At 38.7% G+C, this 15586-nt stretch carries 18 protein-coding genes; 15 read left to right on the top strand and 3 right to left on the bottom strand.

All coding sequences use genetic code 11. The features are described from left to right. Nucleotides 1–4 precede the first annotated feature (4 nt). From LMB56_RS06575 to LMB56_RS06535, 9 genes are all read left to right on the top strand, one after another. A complete protein-coding gene (locus LMB56_RS06575; RefSeq protein WP_229283570.1) occupies nt 5–280 on the top strand; it encodes a hypothetical protein in 276 nt (91 codons plus the stop codon). A gap of 13 nt (nt 281–293) precedes the next feature. Then, nucleotides 294–437, top strand: a complete 144-nt coding sequence (locus tag LMB56_RS06570) for an XkdX family protein (RefSeq protein WP_229283571.1) — start codon at nt 294–296, stop codon at nt 435–437. A gap of 149 nt (nt 438–586) precedes the next feature. Beyond that, the gene (locus LMB56_RS06565) at nt 587–1459 is read left to right on the top strand and encodes a hypothetical protein (RefSeq protein ID WP_229283572.1); all 873 of its coding nucleotides are present in this window, start codon (nt 587–589) and stop codon (nt 1457–1459) included. Between the two features lie 46 nt (nt 1460–1505). Next, on the top strand, nt 1506–1808 hold the full coding sequence (locus tag LMB56_RS06560) for a hypothetical protein (RefSeq protein ID WP_003663688.1): 303 nt from the start codon (nt 1506–1508) through the stop codon (nt 1806–1808). Continuing rightward, nucleotides 1805–2236, top strand: coding sequence for a phage holin, LLH family (locus tag LMB56_RS06555; protein ID WP_229283573.1), 432 nt, complete (start codon nt 1805–1807; stop codon nt 2234–2236). Before LMB56_RS06560 ends, LMB56_RS06555 begins: the two co-directional genes overlap by 4 nt. A 1-nt stretch (nt 2237) precedes the next feature. Continuing rightward, nucleotides 2238–3344 (top strand): LysM peptidoglycan-binding domain-containing protein, encoded by a 1107-nt coding sequence (locus tag LMB56_RS06550; protein WP_229283574.1) that lies wholly within the window; start codon nt 2238–2240, stop codon nt 3342–3344. Nucleotides 3345–3447: 103 nt separating this feature from the next. Next, nucleotides 3448–4059 carry a hypothetical protein gene (locus tag LMB56_RS06545; protein ID WP_229283575.1) on the top strand — a complete coding sequence of 204 codons (612 nt, stop codon included), beginning with the start codon at nt 3448–3450 and terminating at the stop codon, nt 4057–4059. Between the two features lie 722 nt (nt 4060–4781). After that, on the top strand, nt 4782–6197 hold the full coding sequence (locus LMB56_RS06540) for a C69 family dipeptidase (RefSeq protein WP_229283576.1): 1416 nt from the start codon (nt 4782–4784) through the stop codon (nt 6195–6197). Between the two features lie 72 nt (nt 6198–6269). After that, the gene (locus tag LMB56_RS06535; RefSeq protein WP_229283616.1) at nt 6270–7346 is read left to right on the top strand and encodes an Ldh family oxidoreductase; all 1077 of its coding nucleotides are present in this window, start codon (nt 6270–6272) and stop codon (nt 7344–7346) included. A 194-nt stretch (nt 7347–7540) separates the two neighbouring features. Here the strand turns inward: LMB56_RS06535 and LMB56_RS06530 are convergent, their stop codons facing one another. Both LMB56_RS06530 and LMB56_RS06525 read right to left on the bottom strand, forming a co-directional pair. Beyond that, complete coding sequence (locus LMB56_RS06530) at nt 7541–8500, bottom strand: L-lactate dehydrogenase (RefSeq protein WP_019254147.1); 960 nt, start codon at nt 8498–8500, stop codon at nt 7541–7543. A gap of 106 nt (nt 8501–8606) precedes the next feature. After that, nucleotides 8607–8786 (bottom strand): hypothetical protein, encoded by a 180-nt coding sequence (locus tag LMB56_RS06525; RefSeq protein ID WP_003668154.1) that lies wholly within the window; start codon nt 8784–8786, stop codon nt 8607–8609. A gap of 196 nt (nt 8787–8982) precedes the next feature. On the opposite strand from LMB56_RS06525, the gene LMB56_RS06520 reads away from it, so the two are divergent. The 6 genes from LMB56_RS06520 to dtd all read left to right on the top strand — a co-directional run bounded on the left by LMB56_RS06520 (nt 8983) and on the right by dtd (nt 14184). Further along, nucleotides 8983–9288: a hypothetical protein gene (locus LMB56_RS06520; RefSeq protein ID WP_020843066.1), complete on the top strand. Its 306-nt coding sequence runs from the start codon at nt 8983–8985 to the stop codon at nt 9286–9288. Between the two features lie 77 nt (nt 9289–9365). After that, nucleotides 9366–10325 (top strand): 50S ribosomal protein L11 methyltransferase, encoded by a 960-nt coding sequence (prmA, locus tag LMB56_RS06515; RefSeq protein WP_229283577.1) that lies wholly within the window; start codon nt 9366–9368, stop codon nt 10323–10325. Further along, nucleotides 10326–11066, top strand: coding sequence for a 16S rRNA (uracil(1498)-N(3))-methyltransferase (locus LMB56_RS06510; RefSeq protein ID WP_229283578.1), 741 nt, complete (start codon nt 10326–10328; stop codon nt 11064–11066). 87 nt (nt 11067–11153) lie between these two features. Next, a complete protein-coding gene (locus LMB56_RS06505) occupies nt 11154–11480 on the top strand; it encodes a hypothetical protein (RefSeq protein WP_225431918.1) in 327 nt (108 codons plus the stop codon). An 18-nt stretch (nt 11481–11498) separates the two neighbouring features. Beyond that, on the top strand, nt 11499–13736 hold the full coding sequence (locus LMB56_RS06500) for a RelA/SpoT family protein (RefSeq protein WP_122481323.1): 2238 nt from the start codon (nt 11499–11501) through the stop codon (nt 13734–13736). 10 nt (nt 13737–13746) lie between these two features. Next, on the top strand, nt 13747–14184 hold the full coding sequence (gene dtd, locus LMB56_RS06495; protein WP_035157814.1) for a D-aminoacyl-tRNA deacylase: 438 nt from the start codon (nt 13747–13749) through the stop codon (nt 14182–14184). Nucleotides 14185–14394: 210 nt separating this feature from the next. Here the strand turns inward: dtd and LMB56_RS06490 are convergent, their stop codons facing one another. Continuing rightward, nucleotides 14395–15243: a fructosamine kinase family protein gene (locus LMB56_RS06490; RefSeq protein ID WP_229283579.1), complete on the bottom strand. Its 849-nt coding sequence runs from the start codon at nt 15241–15243 to the stop codon at nt 14395–14397. Between the last annotated feature and the right edge of the window lie 343 nt (nt 15244–15586).

The raw sequence follows: 15586 nt of genomic DNA, 5'->3' as shown, positions 1-15586 counted from the left end.
TATAATGAATACATTTTATGGCTACGATCCAAAAACATTCGATTATACGGGAATGATTTTTTCAGTTAATCAGCCAGCAGATTCGACACCAGTAAAACCAGTAGCGGTATTGAATGGTGTTGAGTATCCGCTAGAAAACGCAACTTTTAATTCAAATACTAATATATGGTCAGGGGATAATCCTAGCTATCAAGTACAGAAGCAAGTTGCACTGTTAACTCAACTGGTTTTAGCACAAGGCCAAAAGATTGATGCTTTAACCAAACAGTTACAAAAATAGGAGGTACTAGAAGATGGATCAATTACAATTAGAACTTGTTAAAGGTATTTTTGAGATGGGTTTCCCGATTGAAAGCTATGTACCCAATACAATTACGGCCGAACAATATAAAATGATTACTGGTAAGGAATACGGCTTAACCAATCAATCAGTCTAACTAAACCATAGTCGCCTCAGAAATACACAATACATAAATAAACCTCACCAATGTGATGGGATTTTTATTATGGGCGGCTTTTAAAGCTAGATATTAAACCGAATTCTCCTGTATAATCATTCTTATTAAGGAATAAGGGGAGATATAGATTGGTCAAATGGCTGAAAGATAATTGGAAAGTAATAGGGCTTATAGTTTTAGGACTTCTTTTACCAATGCCAATTCTTAATTTTGCGATGGACTTTACTCCATTCGACTCATTAAGTAATGCTGATGACTCGGCATGGTTAGGCTTTTGGGGTGGATATCTTGGAGCAGCTCTTTCTATTGGTGGCCTATATTGGCAGACTAATAAGCAGATAAAACTTGAGACAAAGAATAGAAAAGAGGCTATAAGACGACAAGACCAACAAATTCAGAAGCAAGAATCTAATAGGAACGAAGATATTGAACGTCAAAGAGATCAATACTATAATGAGGCTCGCACAATTTTTATGATAAATGAATGCAAAGAACTTGATAGGGACATAAACTCTCATAATTATATGAGTACACAGTGTGATGATGTAAGTCAGGACTTTGGTCATAATTGGCCTTCAAATAATAATGGACTTCCTTTGATAAAAATTGATAATTTCTCAGATAATCCAATGTTAGCAGTCAAAGTGGTGTTTATTAAAAATACTAATACGGTTTCTGATGTTTTTTATATTAACAGAATCGATAAACAAAAAACAGCAACATTAATTTCTACATTTTCGGCAAGTTGGTACAATAAATATGTTGAAAGAAATGGTGAAGACTTTTTGGGCAAATTATCTAAAATTAAGATTTTTTATACTACGAATAAGGGAGAACAAATTGGTAAAGAATTTATTAAATCTAAAGACGGCTTCAAATTAGAAGTAACCTGCAATCAATATCAAACGGATCGAAAGAATACAGATACAATCTACTCAGTTGATAACTTTTTGGAAAGTAGCTTGTATCATGCAGTTGCTATGGGAATACCATTACGTTAGCGTCCTACCCAGGGCGTTTTTTTTATCCTCAAAAGGAGGTGAGGCAATGCATATCTTTACAATTCATTCTTTCCTTAGTCTGAGTTGGGCCGAATGGGGCTCCATTCTAGTAATTGGAACCGCAGTATTTGGTGGGGCACATAAGTTAATTGGCAATTTAATTGATAAAGTCCTTAATCCAATCAATCAGAATCTTCAAAAACTTAATAAGAACATTGAAGACTGGAATGAATGGCACAAACACGCCAATAAAAGATTTGAAAACGGTGATAAGCACTTTATTCGCCACGATGAACAGTTAAGAGATCATGAACGTCGAATTACAAATTTGGAGGAACAAAACAAATGAACGTCATTAACGAAATTCCATCATATCTAATTGCGGTTACCGCTTCGGTAGCCTTTTTTATTGCCTTGAAACTAATGCAAAACTTTATTCATGCTAAAGTCATCCACGCCAAAACAGAAACCTCCCGTGCTGCTTGGTCTTGTGCGGCCCAACTTGCGGATAACGCGGTTGCTTCTTTAGTCGGCAAAGACATAGCTGGTCATGAGAAGTTCCGCCAAGCAACGGATATTGTCCAACAGGCACTTCAAAAGCAAGGCATCAAGAATATCGATCTTAACGCCATCGAGACCCTTGTCCAATCATCTTATGAAAAGTCTGCATTGACACCAACCGTTGATCCGACATCGCAACAAGCACAACCAACTAAAACTGTCACTATTCCAGCCGGTCAAGCATCAGCAATTGATCCAATGAAAGGGGAAAAATAATATGCGTAATCAATTTATTGATGTTTCAAGCTACCAACCAGATACTGTTGCCTTTTTCCAAGCTGCTAAAGCTCAGGGAGCACTAGGGGTCGTTGTTAAGTTAACGGAAGGGTCTGAAGATGGTTCGGCTTATGTTAACCCACGTGCGGCCGCTCAAATTCGTAATGCCTTAGCGGTTGGCTTGCGCGTTTCATGTTACCACTTTGCCCGTTATACATCAGTGGCCGATGCGCAAAATGAAGCGCGGTTCTTCGTTAAGATCGCTAAGCAGTTCGGTATGTATGACGATACTTTGATGATTGATGATGCGGAAGTTCATTCAGCAGCAGATTATCAATCAACTTCATTAGCATTCCTCCAAGAAGTAGAAGCTCTCGGTTACAAGAATACTGGGATTTACTCCATGAAGTCCTTCTTCACTGGTGGCATTCTTAATTCACATGGCTTTGATTCCCGGAAGATTTGGATTGCCGGTTATGGGGTTACTGAACTAGGGATTGATAATGCAAGCGCTTGGCAATATTCTGATCATAGCATCATGGGAATTGATACCAGTTATGACTTTGATGGCGCCTTTACGACCGGTTCAGTATCAGGCAATGTTCCGCAAGTTGTTATTCCAGAACCTAAGCCGGTGCAACACGTCGGCCATCCAGCAAGCGGAACCTACATTGTCCAACCAGGTGATACGTTGAGCGGGATTGCAGAAAAATACGGAACCACTTACCAGAACCTCGCAGCAATCAATGGTATTGGAAATCCAAACATGATCAATGTTGGTCAAGTCCTCAAAGTCACCGGAAAAGCATCAAACGAAAACACTTACTTTGTTCAATCAGGGGATACGTTATCCGGAATCGCCACCAAATTCGGCACAACTGTCTCTGACCTTGTAAGCCGAAATCATATTGCTAACCCGAATGTGATCTACGTTGGTCAAAAACTTTATTTAGCCGGCAACGGTCAATCCAATGCTTACACTGTCCAAGCAGGGGACACATTAAGCGGAATCGCGGCTAAGTTTGGCAAGACCTGGCAAGCATTAGCTCAGAAGAATGGCATCGCAAATCCTAACGTAATTTATGTTGGTCAAACAATTCAGATTTAAAAACTTGGCAACCGTTGCATTTATTGCGATGGTTGCCAAGTTTTATTAGTTTAAAGTGATTTAATCCCATATAATAAAAAAGAGAGTATTTTAGGAGGTTTATATGCTAAATAAAAAATACATAGTAAGTGGCTTAATAGCTTTCCTTGCTGGAGAAGCTTTAATAGTAGTTGCTATTATTTTACCTAAGGCTGAGATTGGATCCTTAGCTGATTGGGTATCAGGAATAGGAGCAATTGGCGCTATAGTAGGTGTAATTTATCAAGTACATGAACAACGTACAGAATTTCAGCAAAGTAAAAATGCCGATATAGCTATCGCTTTGGGAATTGTAAAGATATTAAAAGAGGATAAAAGTAAATCTATGATGTTTCCAAGCGATGTTGCACAAACATATTGTTATAATATTGGATACTCGGCTGGATCATTCCGCTTTCTCGGCTTTGCTACAAAAGAAACAGTTAAGAATCTAAAGGATAATAAGCCAGAAACGGAAGAAAAGAGAATCAAAGATCCAGAACGAGAAAATCATTATGTTACTGAAGTGAGAAAATTCTATAGAATTGATTCAAGAGAAACGTCCAACTATATAAATTATGATCTTGGATTATTAAAGCAAAATTTTAATGATGGTGATAAGATTTATGCAGTCTATGATGATCCCTTAGGAAAGTTATATTTTAGTATTGATTTTATTATTATTAGAAAAGATTAAAATTAAAACTCTTTGCCCACGAAATGCCCACATAAACAAAGGGTTGCTGAAAAAGCATAAAATATCATAAGCAATCATAAAATTATTAACAGCTCACAAGCCCATATTTATCAAGGCTTGTGAGCTGTTTTTAAGTGGCGTAAGAAACGCTAAAATGAAACCATTAGATAAGCCGCCTTTATGGCCGTTTTGAAGACCGATGAGCAATTGGACGAGAAGTAAACGTTGATGTAAAGGCGTTTATCAGCTTTGCATAAAACAAAAAATATACAAAATTAGTGATTCTTACCACATTTTTACCACGTGAGCTTAAAATGTGGTAAAAACTAAGGATCAGTATTCTCTAAAAAATAGAGGTACTGATCCCTTTTTGTTATGATAAATTTTGAAATACTTGGTCAAAAAGATTAGCTGTTTCTTTCTTGGACTCGGTTGAAAGATAGTCGTAAGTATTTGGTGTTGATATAGAAATATCACTTTCTATACCAATATCAGATTTTTGTTTTTAAACTAAAAAGAGGCTCGCCCTCTAATACAATGAAATCGCCAAATCACATAGAAAAGAAGGTAACCTCCATAAATAATACAAGAACTATCCTCAATTTAATAGACCCTCATTCAAATTTCCTTTGTCATTGATTAAATCTTTCTTCTACTGCAACCCTCACCAAATTAGCGTATCATAGATAATGTAATCGCTATTATTTGAGGAGGAAATAAATATGCAAAATAAAGATGCTTGTACATCAATCATGGTCGGTAAAAAGGCTTCTCTCGACGGTGCTAATTATATTGCTCGTAATGAAGATCGCGTAAAAGCAATTGAACCCAAGCGATTTTTAGTAAAACCGGCAGTAAAAGGACGCCACGAAACCTACGTATCACCTTACAATAAAGTAACTGTAGCCTTGCCGGAAGAGGGAATGCGTTATACCTCTACGCCTACTCTTGACCAAACAGCCGGACCTAATGAAGAAGATGGAATTAATGAAGCAAATGTGGCAGCTTCCTTTACTGAGAGTGTTTATGCAAATGATCGGGTGTTAGCATATGATCCATACGTAAAAAATGGCCTGGCAGAAGACTCACTTTGTACTTTAGTATTACCGTATATTCATTCTGCCCGTGAAGGAGTTGAATATACTGGAAAATTAATTGCTGAATTGGGCTCTGCTGAGGGAAACGGAATGCAATTTGCAGATGCAGATGATATTTGGTATATGGAAGTAGTAACTGGTCACCAATGGGTTGCAGTTCGTATTCCTGATGATTGTTATGCTGTTACTCCTAACCAGGTAGCAATTGAAGATATTGATTTTGACGATCCTGATAATTATATGTGGGCTGATGGAATTCAAGAGTTTGTTGAAGAACACCAATTAAACCCTGACCATGACCGGTGGGATTTCCGCCATATTTTTGGTACTAGTACACAAAAAGACCGTCACTACAATACACCGCGGACCTGGTTTGCTCAACGTTACCTTAGTCCTGATGCTTCATTAGGCCAACGTCCCGAAGATTCTGAGATGCCATTTATTCGTAAGGCTGAATTTAAGATTGCTAATGAAGATATCCAGTATGTTTTAAAATCGCATTTTAACGAGACACCTTATGATCCAATGGGGGATGCTCCTGAACGCAAGACTTACCGAGCTATTTCTTTATCACGGACGGCTCAATCACATATTTTAGAAGTGCGCAATCTGAATAAATATAAAACAAGTATTCATTGGATTGAATTAGGGGTCCCAGCCTTTAACCCTTATGTTCCATTTTTTGCTAATGCTGACGATACTGATGAATCATATCGGAACGTTCCTAAAAAAATGAACTTAGAATCTGCATTCTGGCTAAATGAAGCCTTAGCAGAAGTTGTTGAAAGTCACTATCAGGAATTTATGGAAAAAGATGAAGACTACCAAAAAGAATTAAATGAATGGGCACGCCGTAAAATTGCGCAGGTTGATAAAGAAGCAGCTAGTCTTGAAGGTCAGGCACTAACTGATTATCTAACGGAGCAAAATCATGAAATAGCTTCCCATTATAATGAACGAACAAAGGCACTCTTCTTTGAATTATTAACTGAAGGTTGTGAGCTTTCAAAGATGTCATTTAAGATGGATCCCAACCTTTAAGCGACTTTGAATATTGACATTTTTCTCTTTGTTATTAAAATATAATTAATATAAAATGAGAGAAAGATGAAAATGAGAATTCAAGCAACCGATGAACGACATTATCTAGTAGAAGTTTTTACAAAATTGGGATTTAACCAAAATGACAGTCAATTATTAGCAGACACTTTAGTTGATGCGGATTTGCGTGGGATCTCATCTCATGGAATTCAACGATTAGCATGGTATCGCCGGATGATTAAAGAGGGAACGATTATTCCTCAAAATAAGGCCAAAATTATTCGTGAGTTACCAGGCTCCGTCCTCGTTGATGCTAACCAAAATATGGGACAGCTCGCAACGGTTTTAGCGACTCAAAAAATAATTGAAAAGGCTAAGAAAACAGGGGTAGCAATTGCTGTTATTCGCAATTCTAATCACTTTGGCACTGCTGGTTACTATACAAGATTAGCGTTAGAAGCTGGATTGGTAGGAGTTGCCCTTACTAACACTCGTCCCTTGGTAGTCCCAACTAATGCTACTCAGGCTTTTCTTGGGTCCAATGCCTTTGCGTTTGGCTTTCCTGCTTCTCCACATCCATTTATGTTTGATGGTGCTACTTGTGTTGTTTCCGGTGGAAAAATTCAAGTTCATGCTAAAAAAGGCGAACCGTTGCCGGGTGAATGGGCAGTTGATAAAGATCGGCAGGTAGTAACTGATGCGCAAGAGGCAGAAGATATTCTTGCCACCGCGGCCTTTACTGAAGGGGAACAAAAAGGTGGAGGAGTTCTCACTCTTGGCGGAAATGATGAGGAAAATTCTAATTATAAGGGGATGGGACACTCGATTGTAATTGAATTATTGACGGGTATTTTAGCCCAAGGTTCTATCTCTGCCGATACTGTTAGTGGTAAACATGATTTTAGCCAATTTGTAATGGTTCTTAATCCAGCATTTTTTGGTGATCCAGAGGTATTGAAGAAAGATGCCACATCAATGTTGGATCGGATTCGCCAGCTTGAACATATTCCTGGTAAAGAAATTTGGGTACCTGGTGATCGTGAGTACCGTTTATTAGCAGAAAATAAAGAAAAAGGGGTCACGATTGATGAAAAGACCTATCAAGAAATGAACGAAATCGGGACTGAACTTGGCATTGATGTTCCTTAATAATTGATAACCTCGAACATATTAGGGAAAAGGTGCATCTTAAATGGATAAATTAATCGAAGACTTTCTTAATGATTTTGCCCGTGACTTGAAAAAAATGATCTAAATTAGGCATTAAAAAAGCTCCCAACGTTTATTAAACGCTGAGAGTTTTTTAATGGTACGATAATCTATCGTTTATTTATGAATATGGCTTAGTTGTTACCTTGTAACTTTGCCATACCGTTCTTAGCAACTTCTTCCAATTGCTTAGCAGAGTCGGCCATAGCCTTCTTTTCACGGTCGTTAAGTGGAACTTCAATAACCTTTGCAACACCAGAAGCGTTAACAACAGCTGGAGTACCGATGTAAAGGTCGTTAAGTCCGTATTCACCGTTCATTGGGGCACCAATAGGGAGAACAGAATTTTCATCACGAAGAATAGCCTTTGAAATTCGCATTAAAGCAGTGGCAACACCATAGAAGGTAGCACCTTTGCGGTTAATGATTTCGTATGCCTTGTTACGAACTTCATCTTCAATCTTAAGTAATTCATCTTCTGAAATGCCTTCATCCTTAGCGATGTCAAGTAATGGCTTGCCACCAACAGTAGCACTTGAGTAAGCGGCAAATTCGGAATCACCGTGTTCACCCATAATGTTAGCAATAACATCACGAGGGTCAACATGAAGCTTCTTACCAAGAGCAACCCGAAGACGTGCGGAATCAAGTGAAGTACCTGAACCAACAACCTTGTTCTTAGGGAAGCCAGAAAGCTTTTGAACAGCATAGGTAAGAATATCAACTGGGTTAGCTGCAACTAAGAAGATTCCGTCAAAACCAGACTTAACGATTGGTTCTACAACGGACTTAATGATCTTCAAGTTCTTATCAACTAATTGAAGACGAGTTTCACCAGGCTTTTGTGGAGCACCGGCAGTAATAACAACTAAATCAGCATCTTTGCAAGTGTCGTAATCTGCTGAGTAGATGTTCTTAGGAGCGGTGAAGGCAGTAGCGTCTTCAAGGTCCATTGCGTCCCCTTCAGTCCGTTCCTTAATAATATCAACAATAGCAAATTCTTCAGCAATTCCTTGTTGAGCCATTGCGAAGGCGTAACTTGAACCGACAGCACCGTCACCAACAAGAACAACTTTTTGATGATTCTTAGACATAATAAACAGTCTCCCTTTCATCTTATGTATACATTATTTGAGATTTCTCTCACAGTAATGATTATAACATTCCGCAGAAAAATTACTATAAGATTTTATAGATAAATTAGTTAGTAAATAAGCCTGCTCCTAAGATAATGACTGCTAAAAGGATTGCTGGCCAAAGCAAAACATGAATTAATGTCCCAATTAATAGAATAAGAAGGATTAAACCAATGAACTTAACTGTTAAAACCCCAATCTTCCATAACAACCAGCAGATAAGAATAGCAATTAAGAGACTCACTATTGTAATCACCTTTCATTAAAATATTTTGAATATAGTATAGCAGTTTTTTTAAAATTAAAGTTTAAACATAGATTAAACTTTGGAACGTTGGTGACCTGTGCTAAAATATATCTATCTAGGGAGATTAATTTAAAATTGATCAGGAATAATAATAGAGGAGGTGGTTACCATTCTGAATCGAACTAAGCAGTTTATGCGCGACAATGATTTAATGTATAAAAAAGAGTACATTCGGCCAATGATGACACCCCAACACGTATATGTGTTCCGCTTTGGCAAACACAGACTAAATAATCGGGTAATTGTTCGTTATTCCCATACTTGGACCGGACGATTAAAAATTAACGAGATCGATGTTCGGTTGCACCACCAACATCATCCCCGCATTTTCTTGACTGAATCCGACTTAATCAATTACTTGAGTCATCATTTAGAAAAAGAAAAGAAACGCGAACAAGAACGACCACATATTAGTAAAGTTGACAATGAAAATGATTAAACTTTATTAAGTTGGTATTTATCGTGACCATTTACTTTTATTGTGGTCACGATTTTATTATTTAAGGAGGTCATTAAATGGATTGGACAGCAATAAAGGTAATAACTTCTAGCGAGGCTGTTGAAGCAGTTAGCTATATTTTGACAGATATGGGAGCACAAGGCGTTCAAATTGAGGATGCCGCTGATTTTGAAAACTTGGATGAAGGAAAGTATGGGGATCACGGTGAATTTATCGATCCAGCATCAATTCCCCACCGAAAAAGTGGCGCAGCAGTATCTGGATATTTTCCCCAAAATGTATTTGTTCCTGAACTATTGCCTACTATCCATCAACGAGTAGCAAAATTAAGGGAGTACGGCTTGAATCCAGGAGAAAATGATGTTTCAGCAGCGACCGTCGATAATCAGCAATGGGCAACAGTTTGGCAAAAGTATTACCACCCATTAAGAGTAACAGATCAGTTAACGATTGTTCCGCAATGGGAAGAATATCAGCCAGCAGATCCTAAAGAAAAATTAATCTTTCTTGATCCAGGAATGGCTTTTGGTACCGGGACTCACCCAACTACTCGTTTAATGCTTGAAGCCCTTGAAAAAACAATTGTTGGTAATGAATATGTAATCGATGTCGGGACAGGTTCTGGTGTTTTAAGTATCGCTGCCAAGCATTTAGGAGCAGGAAAAGTTGATGCTTATGATATTGACGAAGTAGCGGTCAACTCAGCAAAAAAGAATCTTGCACTAAACCCGATCGCTAAAGACGTTAAGGTTGGCGTAAATAGCCTGTTAGACGGAATCCATACTCATGCAGATTTGATTGTGGCTAATATTCTTGCGGAAATCATCGTGCCCCTTATCCCTCAGGCATACGAAAATCTTAAACCGGGTGGCAAGTTCCTTGTTTCTGGAATTATCGATGATAAGGCTCCGTTGATTCGTCAAAAGTTGCAAGAGCAAGGATTTATAATTGACGATGAACAGCAGATGAAGGACTGGCATGGAATGATTGCCCACAAGCCAACCGAGGTGAAATAAATGCAACGCTATTTTGTTAATGCAACTCCAACCGATGAAGTAACATTACCGCCTGAAGCAGCCCACCACTTGTTAAAGGTAATGCGCGCAGAGGTTGGCACAACTGTTGAACTTGTGTTAGCCGACCATTGTGTTTACCTTGCAACTCTTAGCGCTACAGAACCAACGGCGACATTAAAAATCAATCAGAAGTTAGATGCTGATAGTGAATTACCAGTTTCAGTGACACTTGCCTGCGGACTTCCAAAGACTAAAGAGAAACCAGAATTAATTGTTCAAAAGGCAACTGAATTGGGGGCAGACAAAATTGTCTTCTTCGATGCGGCTCGTTCCATTAGTCACTGGCAAGGGAATAAGCAGAAACGGAAGATCGAACGTCTGCAAAAAATAGCTGAATCAGCAGCGGAACAATCCCATCGAAATAAGATTCCCCAGGTTGAATACAGTGCTAATCTTGATCAATTGTTAGCCAATTATCCCGCTACTGAACGGATGGTTGCTTGGGAAGAATCAGCTAAACAGGGGGAAACAAGTGCTTTAGCGCAACAATTTAATGCCCTTAAACCAGGAGATTCGATTCTTGCCATTTTTGGTCCAGAAGGTGGATTGACGGAAAATGAAATTGCTAAAATGAATGAAGCTGGCGTGGTAACAGCAGGTTTAGGACCACGAATTCTGCGGACTGAAACAGCGCCTTTATATTTCATGGCGGCTATTTCATATGCAATGGAATTGTCATAATGTAGCCGGCTTACTTATGGTAAAATAAAGAACAGCTTTAATCGGTGATTTAAAACTGAATATAGGTGTTGAGAGAGAATGAATTTTATGAAAAAAGCATGGGAACATTTAGACAAACCATTATGGCTAGCTAGTATTTTAATTGGGATTGTATTGACGCTTGTTGTCGATAAACTTCCATTTGTTACGTGGGTAGCAATGGTCGAAATTGTCTTAATCCTTATTAATGGTATTTTTAGTATTTGGTCAGGCTATTGGATTTATAAGCACCAGCGAAAATGGGGCGAGTTATTCATTTTTCCAATCCTTTACTTGATAACTGCGTATTTCTTTATGCCCCGATATACTTATTATTTTGCCCTTGCTTACTTAGCGCTTGCGTACTTATCATGGGCAATGCGTCAACAAAAGTAATTGAAAGGAGGTCGTCCGATGTCAAAAGAAAAGGAATTGACACATGAAGATGTTAAAAAGATAGTTAGCTCTTATATGAATGAAGAACACGTTGCTTTAGTTGAAAAAGCATATCATTTTGCCGAGGTAGCCCACCATGACCAACGACGTAAATCTGGGGAACCATATATTATTCATCCTATCCAAGTTGCGGGGATCCTTGCTAATCTTCATATGGATCCTGAAACAGTTTGTGCAGGATATTTACATGATATTGTAGAAGATACTGGAGCAACCTTAGATGATATTAAAGAACTCTTTGGGCCAACCATTGCAATGATTGTTGATGGTGATACAAAGCTCGGTAAGATTCGCTATAAATCAAATAAAGAACAAATGGCTGCCACTCATCGTAAATTATTACTTGCAATGTCAAAGGATATTCGGGTAATGATTGTTAAGCTTGCGGACCGGCTTCATAATATGCGCACCCTTAAGCATTTGCGACCTGATAAGCAGCGCCGCATCTCAAATGAAACCCTTGAAATTTATGCTCCAATTGCAGATCGCTTGGGTATCAGTACTATTAAGTGGGAACTAGAAGACCTGTCATTACGGTACTTAAATCCGCAACAATATTATCGGATTGTCCATTTGATGAATTCACGGCGCGATCAGCGGGTTGACTATATTGATGAGTCAATTAAGTTGATAAAAAAGGCGATTGCGGATTTGGACTTAGGACCGAATGTTGAAATTTATGGCCGGCCAAAGCATATTTATTCTGTCTACCGTAAAATGGTTACTCAACATAAACAATTTAGCCAAATCTATGACCTCCTCGCGGTTCGAATTGTCGTTGACTCAATTCGTGACTGTTATGCTGCTCTTGGAGCTATCCATACTAATTGGAAGCCAATGCCTGGACGGTTTAAAGATTATATTGCAATGCCTAAGACTAACGGGTACCAATCCTTGCATACAACAATTATTGGACCAGAAGGACGACCATTAGAAGTGCAGATACGGACTCACAAGATGCATGAAATCGCTGAATATGGGGTTGCTGCTCACTGGGCATATAAAGAAGGAAAGACTAATGGAATTCAACAAACTCAGGATAGTCAAAAGCTAAATGTCGTCAAAGAAATCCTTGAATTACGAAGTGAAAGTCAAGGCACAGATGAATTTATGCAGGGGATTCAGAGCGATATATTTACTGATAAGGTCTATGCGTTTACCCCTAAAGGTGACGTAATTGAAATGCCTAAGGGATCTGGACCACTTGATATGGCTTACCAAATTCATACTGAAGTTGGTAATCATACAACTGGAGCTAAAGTAAATGGACGGATCGTACCTCTTGACTATGAGATCAAAAATGGTGACATTGTTGATATTTTGACCTCATCATCATCAGCTGGTCCAAGTCGTGATTGGTTTGATTTGGTTTCAACACGGCGGGCTCGTAATAAGATTCGCCAATTCTTCCGTGCACACGATCGAGAAAAGAACATTGAAGAAGGAAAACAACTTCTTGAAAATGAACTCCGTGAAGCAGGATATTCGCCAGCAGAGTTAATGACTGATGAAAAATGTGAGGAAGTTGCGCAGGAGACTCATTACAATAGTAGTGATGATATGTTTGCGGCCCTGGGATTTGGTGACTTGGCTCCCGTGGGTATTAGAAATCGTTTTACTGCTGATATTCGCCAACAAGTTGAAAGTGACCGTCAACAAGCGGCAGAAAAAGCTGTATTAGAAGACCACCAGACTCTTGAGAAGCCAAATGAACGTGAAAAACAAAAGCAGGCTAAAGCATCGAGCGAGGGCGTAGTTGTTGAAGGAGTTGACAATCTCCTTGTCCGTTTAAGTCATTGCTGTAGTCCAATCCCTGGAGATGCTATTACTGGATACATTACCAAGGGGCGGGGAGTATCGGTTCACCGGGATGATTGCCCGAATATTAAAGCTGCTCGTAAGAATGGCGAACGAATTGTTAGTGTATATTGGGCAAATCCTAATGGTGATAAAACAAACTACAATGCAGACTTAGAAGTTCAAGGATACAATCGAAATGGCTTATTAAATGATGTTTTACGTTCAGTAAATAACAGTACTCGCTTCTTAAATTCAGTTAACGGAAAAGTTGACCATAATAAGATGGTAACAATTAGTTTGATTATCGGAGTGCGTAATTTACGGCAGTTGCAACTGATCATGGATGGCTTAAAGAACATTCCAGATGTTTACGTTGTCAAACGGATTATTCGATAGGAGGACACTTGTGCGAGTTGTTTTACAAAAAGTAAATCATGCAGCAGTTTCAATTGATGAAGAAGTTGTTGGTAAAATTGGCCTTGGCTATTTTCTCTTAGTCGGTTTTTCTCCAGATGATACCGAAGAGAAATTAGACTATTTAGTGCATAAAATTACTAATCTTCGTGTTTTTGAGGATGAAAACGGTAAGATGAATAAGGGGTTGCGGGACGTTAATGGAGCGATTTTATCAGTCTCTCAATTTACCCTTTATGCTGATACTAAGCATGGAAATCGTCCTGGTTTTTCACAGGCGGCTCGTCCTGAGATTGCTGAACCGTTATATGATCTTTTTAATCAAAAATTAGCTGCTACTGGTATTCCTGTTGAGACCGGACATTTTGGAGCAATGATGAAAATTGATTTGGAAAATGATGGTCCAACAACGATTATTTATGAACGCTAAAAAGGCAAAGAGACATTGGGAGTGGGAAATAACCTCCTCGACAAGGCGGTTGGCTAAGCTAGGACGATGATTAGCACGGCACGGGCTGATTATCGTTCGTACTTAGACTCGAGCCTTGTGGCGACGCGAAGCTAGTTCCACGTTATCTTTCTGTTGTTCATAAAAGCAGTTGAGGCTGGGAGAAAACTTTTGTTTTCTCCCAGCCTCATTTTAGTATTGACTTAAGATTTGATCGACTGCGCCACCATAGCTTTCGCCAAATAAGATTAAATGCATGCATAGGTAATAGAAGCGATACCATGATAGACGTTCCTCTAAATGATCATCAAATGGAAAGATGCTGCTATATGCCTGATAAAAACTATTATCGAAACCGCCAAAAACAGTTGTCATGGCTAAATCAAATTCACGATCCCCAAATAATGCATCTGGATCGATTAAGTATGGTTTATGATCGCCAGCAAATAAGAAGTTGCCGGCCCATAAATCACCATGAAGAAGACTAGGGATAACTTCATGGTGTTGGTAGTAATCAGTAAATTTATTAACCATTTGTTGGTAATGTGCTTGCCGCCATTTATTCCATCGTCCGCGTTGGCTTGCCACTTTTACTTCTGGCTCTAGTCGCTGATTGATATAAAAATCAAGCCAGCTTGAGTTCCAAGAATTGTCTTTTACGAGGGCCTTGGTTTGATGATTGTCCATAAAGCCGAATTCATCATTATGCTGTTGGTGCATTTTAGCAACTGCTAATCCCAGGTCAGCTTGATTACCCCAAGTCTCATCAAGCCAGTTTAAAATTAAATAGGCATTCCCGTCGATTTCACCATGGTAAAGTGGGATCGGGGTATTAATGACCTTACCGATAGCTTTAAGACCATTAATTTCATGATTAAAATAATCTTGTGAATGGTTAGGTTGAACCTTTATAAAGTACCTATTTCCATCAGTAGTTGTGGCTTGATATGCTAAATTAATATCCCCACCACTGACTGGTTTAACAGAAGTGAGATTTTTTAATGGAAGGCGCTTAAACCATGCTGTGTTTGGACTTTCCAATTGATGTTCCTCCTTTATTAAATTACTTTATTTATACCATTTTTAGGCAAGTATTGTTAAATAAAGTTGATTTATAAGGCGTCAATTAACCTTGGTATTGACATTTATGAGGGGATCGAGTAAGGTAAAAATGTAAATTAAAGATATTAATAGCTGTTGATAAAGAATGCTCGGGTACTTGAAATTATCAGCGATTGGAGAAAGGTGAGAGCTCCAAATATTTCAGCCTCGATTGACCCTTTTGAAGCTGGGCGATATGCTCCGTCGTTTAGACGTTATTTTTGAGTGATACCAAGGTGGTACCGTGCATTTGCACCCTTGTAATTTCAAGGGTGCTTTTTAT

Source organism: Limosilactobacillus reuteri (genome assembly GCF_020785355.1).
In the GTDB taxonomy this organism is placed as follows: domain Bacteria; phylum Bacillota; class Bacilli; order Lactobacillales; family Lactobacillaceae; genus Limosilactobacillus; species Limosilactobacillus reuteri_I.
The sequence above is the reverse complement of the archived record's forward strand: the minus strand, read 5'-3'. Positions and strand labels throughout refer to the sequence as shown.